Here is a 19,453-nt window from a genome sequence, read left to right as displayed (position 1 = left end):
ATCGACGGCCTGCGCGCGACGCCGCACGATCGGCGATCTCGATTGTCCGTCCGCGCGGGCGACTAATCTTCCTCACGTCATGGAACGACGGCTACCGAAATTCCCACGCCGTCGCTTCCAGACGATACATTATGCGATCCCCGACGCACAAAGGGTACATTCTAATTTGAAGTGCGACATGCCAATGATTTCAATGGTTTCCCCTTGGGGATTTTGGCATGTCCCGACGCTATTCGCAGCTGAATCTGGCCGATCGACGCCGCCTCTTCCACTTTGTCGAACGCAAGCTGCCGATCAAAGAAATGGCGCGCGACCTCGGTCGTCATCGATCGACGATCTATCGTGAGATCCGGCGCAACACCTTCCACGATCGCGAGCTGCCCGACTATAGCGGCTACTTCCCAACGGTTGCTGACGAGATCCGCAAGGAGCGGCGGCAGCGTTTGAGGAAGCGGTGCGGCACCCGCAATTGCGCGACCTGGTGATCGAGCAGTTGAAGGCGCTGTGGTCCCCGGAACAGATCGCCGGTCGTCTGCTCGCCGATGGCGTGAGCGCCGTGCGGGTCTGCACCGAGACGATCTATCGCTTCATCTACGGCAAGGAAGATCAGGCGCTGGAGCTCTATCAGCATCTGGCGGAAGGCCGCCGCAAACGCCGCCCCCGCGGCTCGAGGAAACCCCGCGACGGCACTTTTCCTGCTGCCTGCAGGATATCACAACGTCCTGACTTCATTGGTGATCGTTCGCAGTTCGGCCATTGGGAAGGCGACTTGTTGATCTTCCAACGTGACTTGGGCAACGCCAACGTCACGTCCTTGGTTGAACGCAAGAGCCGCTACACCGTCATGATCAAGAACCCCAGCCGGCACTCACGACCGATCATGGACAAGATCATCGAAACGTTCTCTCCCTTGCCAGCCTTTGCCCGGCAGAGCTTCACCTTTGATCGCGGCACGGAGTTCGCCGGATTCAGGGCTTTGGAAGATGGCATCGGCGCGCGCAGCTGGTTTTGCGACCCCAGCGCGCCGTGGCAGAAAGGCGCGGTGGAGAACGCCAACAAGCGCATCCGCCGCTTCATGCCAGGCGATACCGACCTTGCAGGCGTGTCGCAACGCAAGCTCATCCAGCTTGCTCGCCATCTCAACGACCAGCCGAGAAAGTGCCTCGACTACAGAACACCGGCCGAAGTGTTTCGGGCACATTTGCAAGAGGGAGGCTGAACCCCTACCCTGAAAACCGGCGTGTTGCACTTCAGTTAGGATCTCCCAAGCGGAAGCAAACCCAGCACATGATGGTGGCGGCTACAACGTTCGCGACAGGAAGCCGAAAAGGAGCATCAGGCCGCTGGCGCTAAACTATGCGTCGCGGACAACTCCAGTCATCGCTTATAAGGCGTAAAAAACGGCCCCGAAACGGGAAAACGGGGCTGGGAGACTTCCAATGTACTCCGACGAGGTAAGGGAGATCGGAGCTGCGATGATCCCGCATCAATGATCATCGGTAGATCAGAAACGGGAACCCGCTCGAAATGTTCCGTCAGAGCTGAAGCGCATAGCCTGAGGCTCATTTAACAGTCCTGCATGATCCGCAACGCTCGGATGATGTCCGCGGCGTCGATCAACGTGTCTCTGGCATCCTTCGGCGAAAGGTCTCTCGCGCGCGAACCCGGCGTTTTTTCGGATTGATCGTGGCTGCAACTAGCCCGTCGCGTTCTAAAAACAGGAATGCGAACTTCGGTCAGACGCGGATAGCCGTGTTGGTTTTTACATCGCTCGCCGCTGCGCCCAAAACATTCCGCCACATCCGGCTGGATGGACCAGTCTTTCCTGGAAGCAATGAACCCCTAACCCATTGTCGTCAGTGTGGCTGTGCCTGCTGGGCGGATGATCCACGCCGGAGCGTCTCTCCCTCGCGCGCCGACTTTTCGTGACAAAGCACAATCCTCGAACTCTTGATACTGGGACGCGGGCCACGAACTTGGCTTCGGGATCGGTCGTTGCGTGTCAATCAGCGTCCAAAATTCACCCCTTATTGGAGTGCGCCCCTGAGGGTGGACAGTGATCAGGCCGCTGTTTTGCCAGTCTGCCGGATGTGTTGATCCTCGAACTGCTGCGGGCTCAGATAGCCGAGCGCTGAATGAAGTCTGCGTGTGTTGTAAACCTCGTCGATGAAGTGGGGAAGGTGCTCGGTCACCTCTTCGAATGTTTCATAGGCCATCGGATAGACCGCTTCGACCTTCAGCGTCTTCATGAAGCTTTCTGCCTTGGCATTGTCATAGGGATTCCCCCTGCGGCCCATTGAACCGACGAGATCACTGCCAGACAGGGCATCCCGGTACACCTGAGCTGCGTATTGGGAGCCGCGGTCGGAATGATGTACGCAGCCCGATGGCGGCCGGCGACGCTCTAACCTTCAATGCTGCAACCGTCAGACGCGCGTCGATACTCCGACTGACGGCGTAACCGACGATCAACCGGGACCAGGCATCGAGGACGACTGCGACGTAGATGAAGCGGGTTGGCAGCGCGACGTAAGTGATGTCGGAAACCCAGAGCTGGTTGGGGCCGGTCGGCACGATGTCCTTCGCCAGGTTCGGGAAGATCAGGCCGTCATGATTGCTGTCGGTGGTGGCGACGAACCTGCGGCGAATCTTCGGATGCAGATCGTGTTGACGCATTAACCGTCTGATCTTCTTGTGGTTGATGACCAAGCCCTGCTGGCGTAGCGCGGCACCAATGCGACGGTAGCCGTAGAATTCAAATTCATCGCAGATGGCAAACATCGCCTCGACGATAGCGGTATCATCGACAGGCTTTTCCGGGCTGTCATAATAGGTCGAGCGTGCGATACCCATTAGCCGGCATCCTTCGGCGACGGAGATACCAGCGGGCCGGTGATGGCGCTGATAGGCCGGACATATGACTGCACCGTCCGAAGGTGAATTGCGCAAAAAATGCCTTGCTAACCGGGCCGTTCCACATATGAGTCAGAGCCAAATTTGCACGCCGGAACACATTTCAGCGCAAAGCGCGCCGAACTCCTGCGAGTCGCCGTCATCGCTCGGTGGCTTCGTCCAGTTCGGCATGGCTGCGGCGCGAGGCGTTTGGCCGGACCATGCCAATCCGGTTGAGCCAGCGCGATGGCAGCTGTTCGCCGAAATGCTCGGGATGGGCGCAGTTGATTTAATAACGAGCGTAGCCTCCAGTCGCGGCTTCGACCCCGCTGAGCACGGAATCGAGGTCCTGCCCGGTCGGCAGCCGCCCGTCGGACTCGACCGTAAATGAAAGAACGAAAGGCAGGCCAAGGTCGCGCGCCCGGTTGACCATGCCGATGGCCTCGCCGGGATGGGTGATGGTGAAGGCCGACGCGATGTCCACACATTCCTCCGCAAACGTCTCCAGCTGGGCGCTGTGCAGGCGGGCCGCTTCGGTCGGGGTCAGAAGCTGCTCGGGCGTAGCCATCGCCTGCCGGCCCGAGCACCCCCTCAATCAGGATATGGTCGCGCTAGGGATGGGCGGTCCGCAGATCGAAGGCGAAGGCGACGGCGCGCCGGTTGAGGTCCCGGATCCCTGCGTCGTCGAGCCCGAGCTTCGGCCCCCAGCCGCCATTGGCGCGCCATGTCGGCGTACCCATCACAAAGTCGCGACTCGCGACCTGGGCCAAGTCGAAATACGAAACCGCGTAGCGCCGCAGCATCTCGCGCCCCCCTGGGCTGTCGAGCAGGACGAAGGAGGCGAACAGCGGCATTTCGGCGCCTTCGTGGAAGATCAGGTCTGTCTCCATGCCTCCGTCGCTGATGAATGGGTCTCGCGATGAAAGCAGGCGATCAAGTATACCCATGATATCCTCCCCAACGAGACCACTGTAGCAAATTCCGGCGGCGCGGTCGAAACTTGGTAGCGCGGCGCGGCCGGCGTACTCCACGCCGCCGACGACCGGGCGTCGGACTTCTTACCGATAGACCGCAGCCAATGCTCCTCGATCCAATTGCAAGATCAAAGGCAGATTCAGCAGATTGCGACCAGCGATCGTCGACAAACGCCAGTCGTGAAAGTCTGACGGACGGTACCTAGCAACAAGCCGTCGGACGTCTAGTCAGCCCGACCGAATTTTTGACCCGAAGCCGACATTCCGAGAGCGAGCCATTGTCGTGGCGCGACTATACAACTAACCTCAGCTCAGAAGTGTTCGGTTGGCACTGGCGGATCACAGAATGACTGTCGATCTGAGGCTACAGGTAATCCGTCGTACCGTGGCGGAACTCGCCGCGTCCGAGGGTGACGTGGCAGGAAGGCTTGAGCGAGCGCAGCAACTGTCCTCCGGACACCTCGATACCCTCGCCGCCATTCAGCGCCTCCGGCCGATGGTGCAGACGCACCGCGATCAGCTTGCCACCTATCTCAAGGACTCCGCTGAAGCCGGACCGAGCGAGGAGACGACGAGCTCTCAATCAACACCGAGGGAGGCCACCGCACTCTCCGAGGTATTGCGGGACCTGTGTCTGGCGTTCCACCATTGCGCACTCAGCTATGGGATGCTGTACGAAATGGCGCTACGGCTCTATGAGCCACGTCTCAGGGCGATTGCGCCGAAACATCTGAAGGCGCATGCCGACGCCGCGTTATCCACGGCGCGGCTGTTGCCAGGGGTTGTGGCTTGGCAGCTCGCCCAGGACGGGCTTGGATGTGCATGTATCTGCCCCATGTGCAGCATCGGTGCCTGCGGCTGCGTCTCATTGGGCACCCGAACACTGACCGCCGCATGGTGCGACGCAGCCCCGGCCGAATCCGAGTCGCCCGGTGTCGTCCTCCAAAATCCCAAGCCGGGAAGCCAGCTGGCGCGGGCCGGAGTAAAAGGCGGAGAACTGCTCCTCGCGGTTGACGCTCAAGAGGTGAGCACCACCGACGAGATTCAGGCCGTAATCCGCAAGCACGCGCTCGGGGACGAGGTGCGTTTCCTGATACAGCGCGGTTCGGAATTTCCTCGCGAGCTCATCGTCCGGCATGTCAGCGACTATCCGAAGACGTGAGATCGGGGTGCCTCTAACATCGTCTTTGCTGACGAGGCAGTGGAGCTGACCACGGGCTTGCGTACGGCGTCATTTGCATTATGAGTCCTTGGACCATGGGCCGCGACTGGAGCGTCCCTTCTCTGAAGAAGCCCGCTGGGGCGCGTTTGCCTAGGTAGTAGACGCGTCGCGGATGACGAATTCGGTCTGGCGGACGCTATTCGATGCCTAAAACACGCTTTTGCAATCGATAAGTAAAAGCCACAATTGTCCAAGCCCTTGTGGGAGCGATGTTCGACACCGGGCATGACATCTCGTTTTGCTGCATCGGAGGAGCCAAACTTGTCGGTGATCATCACCTGCGGCGCGCGGCCCTTCAACAGCTTGCGCATCAGGCGCCTGGCAGCCTTTGCGTTACGGCCGATTGAACCAGAACCTCAAGGACGAAACCTTCGTGGTCGACGGCGCGCCACCGCCAGTGCTTCTTGCCCGGATCGAAACAACAGCCTCGTCGAGGTGCCACTTGTCGCCGAACCGCTCAGACGAACGACGGCGGATGTCGTAGGCAAAGGCCCGCCCGAATTTCTCCGCCCATGACCGAACCGTCTGATGTGAAACAGTGATCACACCGGCAACGACCATCCTCAGGCTGAGAGGAAGTGAAAATAGAACCAGACGGCGTGGGAAATGTTCTCAGCGGGTAAACGATGGCGGCGGTAGAGCGGGCCACGGTTCATCATAGCCCGTAGTCGCACATCAAAGTCCAAATGCCTTTAACCTGGCGGTGCCCGCGCCACGCCTCAAGCAGAGGCAACATCATCCGGGGATTGTTTCGGCATACAGCCTTCTGCGAGCGCCGCTATCGTCGCCAGCGTCCCCTCGGCTCTCGTCGCAATGCTGCGGTTCATCACTCCAGCCGGGCCGGAAAGCCCGGTGCGCGCAGGTCGGTCTTGAGCAGGTCTTCCAGAAGCTTGGCGATCATGGGCGATTCGGCGTTGCCGCCATACGCCGCCTTGGCGGCAACGTAGGTTTGCTGGGTGACACCCGCAAGGTCGAGCGGGACGCCGAATTCACGGCCGAACGCCATGGCAAATCCGAGGTCCTTCAGCGCCAGATCAATGTTAAAGGCAACATCGTACGATCCGTTGAGAATGAGCGCGCCCTCCGTCTCGTGGACGAAGGAGTTGCCAGAGGAAGCCTTGATGGCGTGCCAGGCCTGACCGAGATCAAGGCCACCGCGCCGGGCAAGCATTAGCGCTTCGCTGCATGCCTTGAGGTGGATGAAGGCCAGCATGTTGGTGATCACCTTAATGATCGCAGCATTGCCAAGCGTACCCATGTGGAAAATCTTGTTGCCCATGGCTTCGATCGCCGGCAAATGGGTGTCAAAGAGGTCCTTGTCGCCGCCGGCAAGCATGGTGATCTTTCCGTGCGCGGCAAGATGCACGCCGCCCGTCACCGGCAGCTCCATCGCTCGCACGCCATGCCTCGCCGCCACAGCAGCGAGACGAAGAATTTCATCACGGCTGAGCGTCGACATCTCAATCCAGGTCGATCCGGGTCTCAGGCCGGAAAGTAACTGGGTAAGAACCAGCTCGGAAACAGATGGTGAGGGTAGGCAGGTGATCACTGCATCGCACTGCCGCGCCATGTCTTCCGGAGAATCCGCCCAGGTCGCCCCATCTGCAACGAGGCGATCTGAAAGATATTTGTGGCGATCATGCACAACTACCTTGAAGCCGGCCTTGAGCAGGCTGGCAACGAGGTGCCCTCCGAGATTTCCTAGCCCGATATAGCCATAAATCATTGGCATTCGATCCCTGTTAAACCGAAAGGTGAAATCATAAGCGGAGGCGAAACGGCCACTTAGCAGAGCCGGAATTTACTCCGCCCGCAGCCTTACTATTCCGCGGCCACCGTGGTTGGTATTTGCGCCGCCGCTCTAAATTTCGTCCGAGACTTGAGACAACCTATGGCAATCAGACCAAAGATACCCGACGCGGCGATGAAGCCGAAGTACAGCTGATAAACTGCGAGTCCCGTATAGTGATCTGCAAGGTACCCATTCAGTTTAGGGAGATAAATGTCAGGTGTATATGCGATCAGGGAAATCACGCCGATGGCGAGCCCTGTCACCCGGTTCGGGATATTGCGACTTTCAAGGATCGACCAATATAAGCCTCGAGTGGCGTAGGTCATCACCCCGATCAGCAATACGACAAACAGCAGAACGAAACTGCCAGCCGTCGATGGCAGTAACAGCAGCGCCAGCAGCCCGAGAATGCTCAATGTCATTGTGATCGCCAGTACATTTTCCCGGCCGATCTTGTCGCCCAGAAACCCAGCCCCCAGACCACCGATGGGGCGCATCCACAATTTTGCTACGGTCATAAACGCGGCGGCGCTTGCCGTCATCGTGTATTTTTCCTGTAGGAAAGCGGAGAAGGAATAGGTCGCCCAAAACAACTGGTAGCCACAAAGAATGATAATGGCGATAAGCCAAAGCTCGGGCACTGCCAGGAGGAACCTGAGATCAGCCAGAAGATTGTTCTTGCTTGCAGCGGTCTTGACCGGGGTGTCATCCTTCAAACGCAGAAACAGGAAACACAAGACCCCTACTGCGAAGCTGTTGTAGACATAAAGCATGATGACCGATGGCAGGGTCTCTGCCGCAGCGCGGCCTTTACCATCAACGTAGTAGCTAAATAGCGCGACCGCGGCGGTAGCCAGGATAGCTTCCACAAGGCCGCGCATCCCTTCTAGCCCGCCAAAGAATCGTCCCTGTTCATGGGGTCGAGCCAGGATTTTAACGCCCTTCAGGAGCGCCGCCCAAAAAGTCAGGCCGGATGAGATGCCCCAGCCAAGAAATATCCAATACAAGGCCGACTTATCTGGAATGCTGGCATACCAAAGACCCAGCATGCCGGTGGCCATCATCGAGACGGTCAAGAGCAGGCGCGGCGATACGCGGTCCGCCAGCCAGCCGCTTGGCAGATAGGTGAGCAGAAACATCGTGCCGAGCATCGAGTAATAGGTGCCAAGTTCGGAACTGGAGATGTGGAAGGTTTCGAGAATTGTCGTTTCGAAGTTCTGGCGAAGATAAATCAGCGGATAGATCGAGCCCGCCGCGAGCAGCAGGATGAAAAACTGAAAATAGCGCCGGAGGCCAGACTGATGCGGTTGCGCATTGCCGATGCCTGTGGCCGGACTGAATTTTGCCATCGCCTTAAACTCCTCCCAAGAGTGTGAAGCTGTGAAACCGTGCGGTTAGTGAGATGGGGTGAAATAGTAGGTCGCCCGCCAAGGCGGGCTTAGGCTTAAACGCGGATGGAGCTACGAACCTTGAGTTCCTGGTAGTCCTCGAGCCCGAAGATCCCACCTTCGCGGCCATTGCCCGATTGCTTGTAGCCGCCAAAGGGAGAGCCGTAGTTCGTGGCCTGGCCATTTACTGTCACGGTGCCCGCGCGAAGGGCGTCAGCAACGCGCTCAGCCCGAGCCACGTTCCCGGTTTGCAGATAAGCGGCTAGGCCAAAATCGCTGTCGTTTGCGATGGCGATAGCCTCGGCTTCGGTGTCGAAGGGAATGATAACTAGAACCGGACCGAAGATTTCTTCGCGCGCAATCCGCATCTCGTTGGTTACGTCTGCAAAGACTGTGGGTTTCACAAAGCACCCCTTTTCCAGCCCTTCGGGCTTGCCAGTCCCCCCCGCCAAAAGGCGCGCACCTTCGTCGATACCCATCTTGATCATGGTCTGCACACGGTCGAACTGCAGTTGGTTGAACAAGGGGCCAATATGGTCGCCGGGCTTGGCGGGATCGTCGACCATTTGCGTCTCAGCAACCTTTTTTGCAATTTCGAGAACACGATCGTAGACGCTTCGTTCGACCAGCATCCGAGTGGGTGCGTTGCACGACTGTCCCGTATTATGGAAACAATGGGCAACCGATGCGGCAACACGGGTTTCCAAATCGGCGTCGGCAAAGACCAAGTTCGGGGATTTGCCGCCCAGTTCCAGCGTTACTCGCTTGACCGTATCGGCGGCGTCCTTTGAAACCGAGATGCCCGCGCGTGTGGATCCCGTGAATGACATCATCGCGATATCACGATGGCGCGACATCGCACTGCCCACCTCTTGTCCATCGCCGAAGACGAGATTGAACGCGCCCGCCGGATAGCCTGCCTCGTGCACGATCTCCGCGAACAGCGCCGCTGACAGGGGCGCATATTCTGACGGCTTAAGCACACAGGTCGCCCCCGTGGCAAAGGCGGGTACGACTTTCAGCGCTATTTGGCTGATCGGCCAGTTCCATGGAGTAATCAGCCCGCAAACCCCGATTGGTTCACGAAGCAGCGTATCACCATTGGCTAAGATCTCGCGCTCGGCCTGGCCTTTCAGTGCGGCGATAAACGCCTCGATATGTTCGACGCCGCAAAAAGCCTGTTGTTCTCGCGCCATGCTAATCGGCGCGCCCATTTCCGTGCTTATCGCCTGCGCCACTTCCTCCACCCGAGAGGAAAATACCGCTTTCAACCGCTCCAGCAGAGCAATCCGTTCTTCTTTGTTTGTCTTCGAAAAAGTGTCGAACGCAAGCTTTGCCGCTGCCACTGCTGCGTCGACATCGCGGCTGTCGCCTAAAATCACCTGACCAACAACTTCGCTGTTGGCGGGGTTTGTGATGTCAAGCGGTGTGCCTGATACGGGCGCGACCCAGGCGCCGCCAATATAGAACTTGTCCAGCTTCTTCATAGATCTCTCATTCCGTTTGGATGCAGGTCAGGGCGCGACCGGTTCGGTGATTAGGTTGAGGTGCAGTTCGGACCCCGCATAGGGACTTTGGGCGATCGCCTCGTCGTTCAGCGTCACGCCGAGACCCGGAGCCGTGGGCGGAATAACGAAGCCGTTTTCCCAAACGATCGGCTCGTTTAGAAACCGCATGAAAGGACCGTCGAAGCGGCCGATCGATTCCAGGATCAGGAAATTCGGGCTGCATGTCGCGATCTGGATGTTGGCGGCCGCCACAACCGGCCCGCAGTAAAGATGCGGCGCGATCTGCGCCGATCGCGTCTCCGCCATCCCGGCGATCTTTTTCGCTTCCAGCATGCCGCCGACACGACCGAGGTTCATTTGCAGGATCGAGGCAGCGCCCGCCTCGAGCAGGCGCGCAAATTCGTGCTTCGTCGTCAACCGCTCTCCTGCTGCGACGGGGATCGAGGTAAAGCGTGCCACCTCGGCCATGTCGGCGGGATTTTCCGGCGGGATGGGTTCCTCGAACCAGAGCGGATCGTAGGCTTCCAGTCGCCGTGCCAGGCGTTTGGCGCCGGAAACGGTGAACTGCCCATGGGTGCCGAACAGAAGGTCGGCCCTGTTGCCGACGGCTTGCCGGATGCGTTTGCAGAAAGCTTCCGACCGCCACAAATCTTCCATGCGGGGCTGATGACCGTCATAGATCGTATAAGGGCCGGCCGGATCGAACTTGACGGCCGTGAAGCCCTCTTCAACGGCGGAAGCGGCGACTTCGGCTGCGATATCCGGATCGTTATAGACGTTGGGAAGGCTCGGATCGGGATAGACGTCACCATGGGGGGGATAAAGATAGGTGTAGCTGCGCAGCCGCTCGTGAACCTTGCCGCCAAGCAATTGATAGACAGGCTGGTCGGCGGCCTTGCCTACGATATCCCAGCAGGCCATTTCGAGGCCACTCAGGACGCCCATCACGGTCACGTCGGGGCGCATCGTGAAGCCGGCGCCATAGCATCTGCGCCACATCCGCTCGATATGATGCGGATCGCTGCCTTCGAACTGGCGGGTGAACATGTCGACGGCCATCGCGGCGCAAAGGTCCGGGCCGAAGGTGGCGTTGTAAATTTCGCCAACCCCGCTGATACCACAGGCGGTGGTCAGGCGGACGAAGATGAAATACCGGCCGCCGTGTCGCGGCGGCGGGTTGGCGACAACGAAAGTCTCTATCCGATCAAGCTTCATGAACTGGGCCCTTTGCGATCACGCATCTTGTAAAATCAGCTCGGCAGCTCGCGCAGCCAACATGATGGTTGGACCGTTGGTGTTGCCGGACGTGACATTGGGAAAGGCCGACGCATCGACAACGCGAAGCCCCTTCATTCCATGAACACGCAAGCGTGCGTCCAACACGGAATCGCTCGCATCCTGGCCCATCCGGCAAGTGCAACTTGGATGGAAAACCGTGCCCGCGCGACTACGAAAGTTCTCCAGTAGCGCAGCATCGTCCATGGTGGAGATGTCGGGCTGAAGTGGCGCCTCGGTCACTGCGCGGATAGCTTTTGTCTGAGCCAATTTTTTAAGAAGTCGGCTGGCCTTGATCACCGTTTCGCAATCCTCAGAGGTAGCGAGCGAATTGGGCTGGATCAGCGGCGGGTCCGCGGGATTGGCCGAGGCAATTGTCACTTGACCCCGGCTGGTTGGGCGGCTGGGTTGGACGCACAGGAGAAATCCCGGAGCAGGATCCACGGCCACCACGCCTGAAGTGTGTGTAATGTAAGACATCGGATTGCAGTACACCTGCACATCGGGAACTTCCGATTCCGGCGATGAGCGGACGTACCCGCTAATCTGATTTACAGGTATACTCAGCGGTCCCTTGCGCGTCAGGATGTAGCGGAGCCCGGCCAACATCCTGCCCAGGCCGGTGCCCAAAGTATTGTTCAATGTAGGCTCAGTCGCGCGATAGTATTGTGAAACGGCCAAATGATCTTGCAGGCCTTTGCCGACTTCGGGCAGTTCATGCAAAACCTTAATGCCATGCGCCTCCAGCAGTGCCGCCGGGCCAATTCCTGACAATTGAAGAATCTGGGGAGAATTAATGGCGCCCGCGGATAAGATTACTTCCTTTTTCGCCCCGACAATATGTTGGACCCCGCCTGAGCGGAACTGGACGCCGGCTGCGCGCCCATTTTCAACGACGAGCTTTTCGACGAATGCCCGCGAGGTGACGCGCAGGTTTGATCGCTTCATTGCAGGCCGAAGGAATGCGTCCGCAGCCGACCAGCGTCGACCGTTGCGAACCGTGCTGCGCATGCGCATGAGGCCTTCGGCATCCTCACCGTTCAGGTTGCGAGCGACCGTCCAACCCATTTCACCAGCAGCATCCAGGAAGTTCTGCACAAAAGGGTGCATCTCCGCACTGACGTCGCTCACCACCAAAGGCCCGCTACCCTTTTCGATAGCACCCTCGACCTGACATTCTAGCGCTTCATAGGTTTTGCGGACGGCCTCCCAGTTCCATCCGGTCGCACCTGCGCGTTCCCAATCGTCAAAGTCATGTGGCAAGCCCCGCAAATAGGCCATCGCATTGATTGAGCTTGACCCCCCGATCACCCGGCCACGTGGCCAATATGCCTGCCGCCCATTCAGGCCGGGGTCGGACTCGGTCTTGTAAGCCCAGTTCACGGCCCGATCGGCAAAGGTCTTCGCATATCCCAACGGGACCTTGATCCAAAATCGCGCGTCGCTGCCTCCAGCTTCGATCAGCAACACCTTGTGACGAGGGTTTTCACTCAGCTTGTTCGCCAAGACGCAGCCCGCGGATCCAGCGCCTACGATGATGTAGTCAAATGGAGCTTCATTCATCGCCGGATCAGCCTCCCAACTGACATGTGGACATTCGCGGTTGTGGGGGAGGTCTATCGCAGGCCTAGACTTACAACACAAACAATGCTTTCGTAAGCAAAGGCATCATTTTCATTGTAGGTAGAGTTATGGCTAGGCTGCCCCATGTCACGTGGCTCCACAGTTTCGAAGCGGCGGCTCGACATGCCAGCTTCTCGGCAGCAGCAGAAGAGTTGGGGATGACCCCTGCAGCAGTCAGCCAGCAAATCCGACTTTTGGAGCGCAAGCTCGGCACAGAATTGTTCGTGAGGCTTCCGCGGGGTGTGGCCCTGACCGACACTGGCAAAGCATACGCCCAGCCCATTCGGCGATCGTTTGCAGACATGATGTCCGCCACTAACAGCTTGTTTCGAAATTCAACGATGCGAACAGTGCGTGTGCGCGCCTCCATCTCGTTTGCAGGGCTGGTAATTGCGCCGCGTATCGCCGAATTCTACGCGTTACATCCCGACATTTCAGTCCAGTTGACGTCTTTTGTTTGGGCGGACAAGTTTGACGATGATCCCGCCGACATCGATATTCGTTATGGTACAGGGGATTGGGACGATGGCGCCGTGCAGCATCTCGGCCATGAATACGCAATCCCGGTTTGCCATCCGGACTATGCTGCATCCTTCCCGCAGCCACTGACCATTCAAGCATTGGCTGCGGGCAGGATTGTCAGCATAATGGGGTCCGAATCTGACTGGGGTCAATTGTCCGAACAGCACGGATTGAATCTTCAAACAACCGGTGATTGGTTCAAGGTAGACTCCTCGTTTATTGCGCTGCAATCGGCGATCGCTCGGGCTGGTTCCGTGATGGTGCTAAAACGCTTCGCGGACCATTATCTCGAGCAGGGTATTCTAATTGCTCCATTCGAATATCGACTTCCGATCCGATTGGCCCATTTCTTAGTGCGCAGCGGTAAATCTATCCCTTGCGAGGAAGTTCAGATTTTCTGTGACTGGCTGACAACTAGTTTGTGAAAGCCGGCACGGCAAAACTCCAACGAGATCTCACGAAGAGAAAGGCATCATCAGCACCTGATTGGGTTCTGTCGCAAATCGGTATCGAGGTGAGAACAGTGATGACCGGCAAGGCTTTTTCAACGGTATTGCCGGAGAGCATTGGTGCCGGTTGATCGCCGGGACTTTTGGGTAGTTTTCATTGGTCCGATGTCCCACGCTGTATTTGCAGATAGCGATGATCGCCAAAAGGCGAGCAACAGGCTTGAACCAAAGAACGCTTCAGAAGTGTAGTGAGCCTCTGCTGAGGGCGTCCGTCCATGCCCCGTCATCCTGTCTCACCGGCTCTCAGTGGCGCTGTGAGGTCTGCATTGGGCTTTGTACGCCATCTCTATCCATGCTTCAGCTGCCACTCACGTCAGCGCTCCAAAGGGTCGAGAGCCTCGCGCCATGTCCCGCAAGCCGAATTGTTGCCGTTCGCCAGAATCATGAGTGGCCGCCATGAATGTTCAGAAGGGGGCACCAGCTCCGTCGCTTAAGCAGCATTCGGGCGCGGAACAAATGCATTCGCCTCGCCGTTGGACGTTGGAACGCCAGCAGGCATGCGCAGAAGTAAATCAGGAAGAATTCCGATGGCCCGAAGAATCAAAGATGAGAAGGTCCAGAAAATTAACCTCATGTTGAGCCAGGCCGTTACGGCAATGCGCGTTAACGAAAGGTTGCTATGCGAATTGTTGCGGTGGGCTGCCGACCAATGCGATGATCCAAACCGGTTCATCCATGACTCCGTGGAGAAAGCTAGAAACGATCTGACACGTGCCGGCACGGACGACAGTATGACGTCTTTGATCGCCACTCACGAGGCGCTCGAATACCTCGATCATCTCGCCACGGAGATCCAGGAGATTCGGGCGAAGCGCTCTCCAGCCGGAAATACCGGTGAGCGCAGCGATCTACCCCAACTATCCATATTCCAGTTCCATGACTTGCGCGGTCATGCCCCTGACACATGAGGCGGCGTGATAACGCTCTTAACCGGCCTTCCGGGACCCGAAGACTTACGGCCGGGAACAAACGCCAAGTCTGCAGGGCGAAAGCTTTCGAACGGGCCAAGAAGAGTAGCGGAAGGACTTCGGCAAAAACGCTGAAGCATTGATCGGACGTATTGCGAGTGGCGGGCCAAAATCTCGCCCGCCATAATGCCGAGAAAAGCAGCCGCCGGAGCCTCAGTGTCTATCCCTGTTTCTCAAAAATTACGTTCCGAGCCGCCTATTTCTCCCGTGGCTGTCGCAGGTTGCGGCCGGCCGATCCCAGTTTACCTGCCCGCTTTGCCGATACGTGCCGTGTTGCGGACCTCATCCTGCATGGCCTGGTCTGCATTCAACTCGGCGTGGCTCGCGTTCGAGTTGATTCGTCCGTCAACGGGAAGGCTTACCACAAGCTCGCAAAGCGACTCGACCAGTGACGACCTTTGCCGACTGGAATTGATAAGCGGCTCGCCCGCCGGCGGCGCGCTCGTTCGGCGCCGGTCGACCGATGAGACGATCGGGATTTAGCGAACGCTGCCAGTGCTAGTGGTGAAAATCGCGCTTGTATCCGAACGGGAATGCCGATGAGCGGTCGCTCGACCAACTCCTTTCGGAGGCTACAATGCGCCACCCCCCCGACCCTACCTCGAAAGCTGCGATCGAAGATTCGGCTCTGTTCTTTGTCGACACAGCCCGTGCTACTGTGATGGCAGCGCAGGAGGGTGAAGCAATGGCCTACTCATATTGCTGCAAGGATTACCCTGGAATGGAAGCCTGTCCGGCGGCGTTCACGGCCGAGACTGAGGCGGAGCTATGGAAACACATTGAGCTCCACGGGGCGACCGCTCATCAGGAAGAACCCGACAAATGGTCTTCGGAGGATCGGCAACAGATCAAAAACTTGATTCACGAGATGTAGTCCGGGCACGCACCAATGCGTCACCTCTGAGGATCCGCGCATGGGCATTTACAGCGACGTGATCCTGCCAAAGCTCAGCGATCTTTCCATGCGCAACGAGAGTCGGCCTCCCTATCGCGAGCGTGTGGTAGGCGCAGCGGAAGGTCGCTTCCTGGAGATGGGCAGCGGGTCGGGCCTGAACCTGACCTTTTACCGTGCTTCTCCACAGGAAGTTCTCGCCCTCGAACCTGACCCAGCCCTCTCGCGATGGCCCACCGCATCCCGCATTCGGAGATGCCGGTCACTTTCATGGAGGCGTCTAACAGCAGCTTGCCTTGAGGCTTAAGGACTCTTAGTGATTCTTGATTAATTGCACCCCATCGCGAAACGCTCTATTTTCCTGGCAGGGTGTCCTCGACGAGACGGAACGTCCTTTGCTTCGCAGCGCCGCCGGACCGCTTCGATTTCCGCACCAATCCCAGATGTCATCCAACGACATGATCCACGAGGAGACGAGCGATGGGCGCAACGACGCCGGACAACATCATGCAGCTCGGCATGGGGTTCTGGGCCTCCAAGGCCATGCTCAGCGCGGTCGAGCTCGGCGTCTTCACCGAGCTTGCAGCCGGCCCGGTCGACCTGCCGAACCTGCAGGCCAGGCTGAAACTGCATCCCCGCTCGGCCCGCGACTTCCTCGACACTCTGGTGGCCCTGAAGCTGCTCGAACGCGAGGACGGCCGCTATCGCAATGCCCCTGATACGGACCTCTTCCTCGACAAGGCGAAGCCGTCCTATATCGGCGGCATCCTCGAAATGGCCAACGCCCGGCTCTACGGTTTCTGGGGCTCGCTTACCGAAGCTCTGCACACGGGAGAGCCGCAGAACGAAGCCAAGCACAGCGAGGACTTCTTCGCCGCGATCTATGCGAAGCCGGCACGGCTGCGCGGGTTCCTCGAGGCCATGAGCGGGATCAGCGCCGGTGCGGCGCAGGCGATCGCCGCCAGGTTCGACTGGTCGAAATACACGACCTTCGCCGATGTGGGCGCGGCGCAGGGCATGGTGCCGGTGGTGATCGCGCGAGCCCATCCGCATCTCCAGGCCATCGGCTTCGACCTGCCCGCCGTGCAGCCGATATTCGACGAGTTCATCACCCGGCAGGGCCTCGCTGACCGCGTCCGCTTCCAAAGCGGCAACTTCTTCAACGGCCCGATGCCGAATGCAGATGTGATCGTGATGGGGCATATCCTGCACGACTGGGATCTAGCCGAGAAGAGGATGCTGCTGGAAAAGGCCTTCGCCGCGCTGCCCAACGGCGGAGCGCTGATCGTCTACGACGCCGTCATCGACGACGAGCGCCGCAGCAACGCCTTCGGCCTGCTGATGAGCCTGAACATGCTGATCGAGACCCGCGGAGGTTTCGACTACACCGGCGCCGACTGCCAGGCCTGGATGCGCGAAGCCGGTTTCGTGTCCACACGCGTCGAGCCGTTGCTGGGGCCGGACTCGATGGTGATCGGCTTCAAGCCCGACTGAACGGAAACGGCAACCGGATCGGCCACGCGGTAACAAAATCACGTGTGGCAACACGAATCGGCGACGCCGCGGCAAGGGCGTCTGGTCGAGACCGTGCGCGATCTCGTCTGGCAGTTCTACCGAGCGCTGCCTGGCCTCACCGCCGCCTCCCACCGACGCTTCGACCGCATCTTCTTGCTCAGCACGGTTACGAGGATCTCGATAAACTGCTCGCGCGCCTGTTTCGCCGCAAGGACGAACCGCTCAAGGTGCTGGAACGACCAGAAACGCGCTCCACACCAATGCGTCGGAGATCGATCTGCGCAGCTTCGTTCACCAAACGCAAGATCTCCGGCGGCACGATGAGCCGGGATGGCCGCATGGCGCGCGACACCATGCTGGGACTGATGAAGACTTGTCGCAAGCTCGGCCTGTCGTTCTGGCACTATCTCGGCGATCGCCTCGGGATCAAGGGTCAGCCCGTCCCACCGCTGGCCGCTCTGGTCGCGGCAAAGGCTTAAACACCACTTTCCGCTTTGCAAACGGACCTGGTTCAGCGTCGATGCGCGGAAAGACGAGAGAATTATCAATCAAACACTGCCGGAGGCACCAAGAAGCAGTTAACGCGATATTTCCCGTTCTGCCCCATTCCCACAGCTTCAGAAGAGTCATCTGTTGGCTGAAGGCAGATATGATAGTCAGAATCGTGAGATGGAATCTCCGTTCCGTAAGGGATCAGCAATAGGGGGGCAGCTCCGGTAGGGGGCGAAATGACATCCCAAGGGAAATCCTGTTGTATCGCAGCAGGAAGGGCAAACGTTTGAGAAAACTGAAATTTGAGATCTTGAGCCCTCCCTGCGTGCGCGCCTAGTCTAGCTGGCTGGATCGCTGCGGTTCGTGGTGGTTTCCAATTTCAACGGCCAACCTCGCCATGCTGGCCGAGTAGGTTTGCTCGGCAGTCGCTCGGCGCGCACACACACGGCTGCCGTCGCGTCGGCTGGTGATCGGACGTGGGCTTGGTGCTTGTCAATGGGGGCTCTTCCTTCGTCAGGGTTCCTCCCGACCGGTTCTTCTGTGCGAAGATCGTCAACTGCTAAGGCGGTAGCAAGGATACCCCGCGCCTACGCCGTGAACCGGGTGTGTTGAGGGGGGCGGCGATCTGTTCGCTCGGATCGTCAGTCGACGTCGATCGTGCGGTAGGTGTTTGGAAGTCTTGAAATCCGCTCTGTCCGGGCCGATATTTTCTTCACTTCTTTTTCATCCGGCTTGAATGCGAAAGGAGGACATCATGCTCAACCCGGAATTGGTTTGGATGACTCCCGTCACCGTTCACATGAAGGACGGGGCGTCCCAGGTCTTCGCTTCTGTCAATGACGTGCTCGATTTCCTCGAAGGGGATTGGGCCATCTATCGCGGCAGAAAATACAATCGGGCGGTTCAAACGTGCCGCCGTGCTCTAAACCGAGTGACGCCAGTCGCCGTCGCGCGCGAAGCGTTTATTGACGCCTGCCGAGACGCGGGCATGTCGACAGGCGTGGATGGACCGCCTGGGGTAAAGACAGGTACCGGCGGTCAACGCTCGCTTACCTAGAATGGCTGGGCTGGGGCACCTCTTAGTGCCCCAGCCTTTCGATCATTCGCTCCGGCGCACCGGAGCAATTCGCCATCACCCTTAAAGCGTTCTGATAGAGCCGCCAGACGCGATGTCCGGGCATTTCGATTGATCATGTCAGGCCCATGTTCGCCTTTACGGCCCCTGGGCCACCGTGCGGGCGGAGGGTGCGGGGCGTAGATCTCGTCATTCATGGTTGGCTGCCCCATCACGGAGACAATCGGGCTCTTGAAGATCAGTTTCCGCAAAATTACGTCGTTTCGACGCCGCCCTCGACGGGCACGGCCTTACCTGCCTGCCGTGCGACCACCTGGGTCCGCTCGTGAAGAAAGGACGGTTCATCCAGGTGCTAAGGGACTGGTGTCCCTCGTTTCCTGGATATCACCCCTACTATCCGAGCCGCCGCGTGGCATCGCCTGCCTTCGTGCTGCTGGTTGATGCCCTGCGCTATCGATGACTTCCATGGGAGGAAAGCGGATTCGGAGGCAGGCTCACTGCCGCCCGCCAGCCTACCTTGAGAACCACGCAACAAGCGCTGCTTACCGCGCTAACTAGAGAGGCCGCGAGCGCGGCCCCCCACTCTCGAAAGCCGGTTTACGGGTGTACTCGACCGCCGCCCGGTTTGGCCTTGATCATCCACGGCAAGACCGCGGGAGCCTTGACAAGGATGCCCTTCTTTTGCGCAAAGGAGCGGAGCGCATCGCGCGCCACCTGAACTGGCTTGTGTGCGCGGCGGCAATCACGGTGAGATTCAGCGTCAATCAGGATGAGACTCGGCGGCGGGGGTGTGACGAAGGGAGGGC

The 19,453-nt window shown here is 58.8% G+C and carries 15 protein-coding genes and 5 pseudogenes; 9 read left to right on the top strand and 11 right to left on the bottom strand.

The features are described 5' to 3' along the window. Positions 1–218 precede the first annotated feature (218 nt). Positions 219–1,219: pseudogene (locus AC3WWH_RS27520) on the top strand (IS30 family transposase). Positions 1,220–2,060: 841 nt separating this feature from the next. On the opposite strand, the gene AC3WWH_RS27515 reads toward AC3WWH_RS27520, so the two are convergent. From AC3WWH_RS27515 to AC3WWH_RS27500, 4 genes are all read right to left on the bottom strand, one after another. Continuing rightward, on the bottom strand, positions 2,061–2,297 hold the full coding sequence (locus AC3WWH_RS27515) for an integrase core domain-containing protein (protein ID WP_492377343.1): 237 nt from the start codon (positions 2,295–2,297) through the stop codon (positions 2,061–2,063). A 13-nt stretch (positions 2,298–2,310) separates the two neighbouring features. Continuing rightward, on the bottom strand, positions 2,311–2,853 hold the full coding sequence (locus AC3WWH_RS27510; RefSeq protein WP_113398379.1) for an IS3 family transposase: 543 nt from the start codon (positions 2,851–2,853) through the stop codon (positions 2,311–2,313). A gap of 328 nt (positions 2,854–3,181) precedes the next feature. Next, positions 3,182–3,460: a homocysteine S-methyltransferase family protein gene (locus AC3WWH_RS27505; protein WP_492377335.1), complete on the bottom strand. Its 279-nt coding sequence runs from the start codon at positions 3,458–3,460 to the stop codon at positions 3,182–3,184. Between the two features lie 43 nt (positions 3,461–3,503). After that, positions 3,504–3,839: a hypothetical protein gene (locus AC3WWH_RS27500; RefSeq protein ID WP_492377334.1), complete on the bottom strand. Its 336-nt coding sequence runs from the start codon at positions 3,837–3,839 to the stop codon at positions 3,504–3,506. 373 nt (positions 3,840–4,212) lie between these two features. Between AC3WWH_RS27500 and AC3WWH_RS27495 the strand changes: the two genes are divergently transcribed. Next, complete coding sequence (locus tag AC3WWH_RS27495; protein WP_113398380.1) at positions 4,213–5,028, top strand: PDZ domain-containing protein; 816 nt, start codon at positions 4,213–4,215, stop codon at positions 5,026–5,028. Here AC3WWH_RS27495 and AC3WWH_RS27490 read toward each other — a convergent pair. From AC3WWH_RS27490 to AC3WWH_RS27465, 6 genes and pseudogenes are all read right to left on the bottom strand, one after another. Further along, positions 5,013–5,747: pseudogene (locus tag AC3WWH_RS27490) on the bottom strand (IS6 family transposase). The gene AC3WWH_RS27495 and the pseudogene AC3WWH_RS27490 sit on opposite strands and share 16 nt — an antisense overlap. A 167-nt stretch (positions 5,748–5,914) precedes the next feature. Beyond that, entirely contained in the window at positions 5,915–6,814 is a 900-nt protein-coding gene (locus AC3WWH_RS27485; RefSeq protein WP_058322650.1) for an NAD(P)-dependent oxidoreductase, read from the bottom strand. A 95-nt stretch (positions 6,815–6,909) separates the two neighbouring features. Continuing rightward, the gene (locus AC3WWH_RS27480; protein ID WP_113398381.1) at positions 6,910–8,229 is read right to left on the bottom strand and encodes an MFS transporter; all 1,320 of its coding nucleotides are present in this window, start codon (positions 8,227–8,229) and stop codon (positions 6,910–6,912) included. 95 nt (positions 8,230–8,324) lie between these two features. Further along, entirely contained in the window at positions 8,325–9,755 is a 1,431-nt protein-coding gene (locus tag AC3WWH_RS27475) for an aldehyde dehydrogenase family protein (RefSeq protein WP_058322652.1), read from the bottom strand. 27 nt (positions 9,756–9,782) lie between these two features. Further along, positions 9,783–10,991: a mandelate racemase/muconate lactonizing enzyme family protein gene (locus tag AC3WWH_RS27470; RefSeq protein WP_058322653.1), complete on the bottom strand. Its 1,209-nt coding sequence runs from the start codon at positions 10,989–10,991 to the stop codon at positions 9,783–9,785. A gap of 18 nt (positions 10,992–11,009) precedes the next feature. After that, positions 11,010–12,614, bottom strand: a complete 1,605-nt coding sequence (locus tag AC3WWH_RS27465) for a GMC family oxidoreductase N-terminal domain-containing protein (protein ID WP_113398382.1) — start codon at positions 12,612–12,614, stop codon at positions 11,010–11,012. A 128-nt stretch (positions 12,615–12,742) separates the two neighbouring features. On the opposite strand from AC3WWH_RS27465, the gene AC3WWH_RS27460 reads away from it, so the two are divergent. The 7 genes and pseudogenes from AC3WWH_RS27460 to AC3WWH_RS27430 all read left to right on the top strand — a co-directional run bounded on the left by AC3WWH_RS27460 (position 12,743) and on the right by AC3WWH_RS27430 (position 18,629). Next, a complete protein-coding gene (locus AC3WWH_RS27460) occupies positions 12,743–13,621 on the top strand; it encodes a LysR family transcriptional regulator (protein ID WP_058322655.1) in 879 nt (292 codons plus the stop codon). 611 nt (positions 13,622–14,232) lie between these two features. Then, on the top strand, positions 14,233–14,613 hold the full coding sequence (locus AC3WWH_RS27455; RefSeq protein WP_058322656.1) for a hypothetical protein: 381 nt from the start codon (positions 14,233–14,235) through the stop codon (positions 14,611–14,613). Positions 14,614–15,250: 637 nt separating this feature from the next. Next, on the top strand, positions 15,251–15,547 hold the full coding sequence (locus tag AC3WWH_RS27450; RefSeq protein WP_492377333.1) for a DUF1059 domain-containing protein: 297 nt from the start codon (positions 15,251–15,253) through the stop codon (positions 15,545–15,547). Between the two features lie 40 nt (positions 15,548–15,587). Next, positions 15,588–15,862, top strand: a pseudogene (locus AC3WWH_RS27445) (SAM-dependent methyltransferase); the annotation flags it as partial. A gap of 183 nt (positions 15,863–16,045) precedes the next feature. Then, complete coding sequence (locus AC3WWH_RS27440; RefSeq protein ID WP_113399496.1) at positions 16,046–17,059, top strand: methyltransferase; 1,014 nt, start codon at positions 16,046–16,048, stop codon at positions 17,057–17,059. A 60-nt stretch (positions 17,060–17,119) separates the two neighbouring features. Next, positions 17,120–17,559 (top strand): annotated as a pseudogene (locus AC3WWH_RS27435) (IS66 family transposase); the annotation flags it as partial. 767 nt (positions 17,560–18,326) lie between these two features. Continuing rightward, positions 18,327–18,629, top strand: a complete 303-nt coding sequence (locus AC3WWH_RS27430) for a DUF982 domain-containing protein (protein ID WP_058325136.1) — start codon at positions 18,327–18,329, stop codon at positions 18,627–18,629. 615 nt (positions 18,630–19,244) lie between these two features. Here the strand turns inward: AC3WWH_RS27430 and AC3WWH_RS27425 are convergent. Then, positions 19,245–19,453 (bottom strand): annotated as a pseudogene (locus AC3WWH_RS27425) (hypothetical protein); the annotation flags it as partial.

This window comes from Ensifer sp. EB106-03-01-XG145, assembly GCF_058792075.1.
This window is presented reverse-complemented; position numbering and strand designations above follow the sequence as displayed.

Bases quoted from the DNA above. Each gene is read 5' to 3' on its own strand.
- AC3WWH_RS27500 (WP_492377334.1), bottom strand. From the start codon at position 3,839: ATGGGTATACTTGATCGCCTGCTTTCATCGCGAGACCCATTCATCAGC.
- AC3WWH_RS27450 (WP_492377333.1), top strand. From the start codon at position 15,251: ATGCGCCACCCCCCCGACCCTACCTCGAAAGCTGCGATCGAAGATTCG.
- AC3WWH_RS27510 (WP_113398379.1), bottom strand. From the start codon at position 2,853: ATGGGTATCGCACGCTCGACCTATTATGACAGCCCGGAAAAGCCTGTC.
- AC3WWH_RS27495 (WP_113398380.1), top strand. From the start codon at position 4,213: ATGACTGTCGATCTGAGGCTACAGGTAATCCGTCGTACCGTGGCGGAA.
- AC3WWH_RS27430 (WP_058325136.1), top strand. From the start codon at position 18,327: ATGCTCAACCCGGAATTGGTTTGGATGACTCCCGTCACCGTTCACATG.
- AC3WWH_RS27470 (WP_058322653.1), bottom strand. From the start codon at position 10,991: ATGAAGCTTGATCGGATAGAGACTTTCGTTGTCGCCAACCCGCCGCCG.
- AC3WWH_RS27515 (WP_492377343.1), bottom strand. From the start codon at position 2,297: ATGGGCCGCAGGGGGAATCCCTATGACAATGCCAAGGCAGAAAGCTTC.
- AC3WWH_RS27440 (WP_113399496.1), top strand. From the start codon at position 16,046: ATGGGCGCAACGACGCCGGACAACATCATGCAGCTCGGCATGGGGTTC.
- AC3WWH_RS27480 (WP_113398381.1), bottom strand. From the start codon at position 8,229: ATGGCAAAATTCAGTCCGGCCACAGGCATCGGCAATGCGCAACCGCAT.
- AC3WWH_RS27460 (WP_058322655.1), top strand. From the start codon at position 12,743: ATGGCTAGGCTGCCCCATGTCACGTGGCTCCACAGTTTCGAAGCGGCG.
- AC3WWH_RS27485 (WP_058322650.1), bottom strand. From the start codon at position 6,814: ATGATTTATGGCTATATCGGGCTAGGAAATCTCGGAGGGCACCTCGTT.
- AC3WWH_RS27475 (WP_058322652.1), bottom strand. From the start codon at position 9,755: ATGAAGAAGCTGGACAAGTTCTATATTGGCGGCGCCTGGGTCGCGCCC.
- AC3WWH_RS27465 (WP_113398382.1), bottom strand. From the start codon at position 12,614: ATGAATGAAGCTCCATTTGACTACATCATCGTAGGCGCTGGATCCGCG.
- AC3WWH_RS27455 (WP_058322656.1), top strand. From the start codon at position 14,233: ATGGCCCGAAGAATCAAAGATGAGAAGGTCCAGAAAATTAACCTCATG.
- AC3WWH_RS27505 (WP_492377335.1), bottom strand. From the start codon at position 3,460: ATGGCTACGCCCGAGCAGCTTCTGACCCCGACCGAAGCGGCCCGCCTG.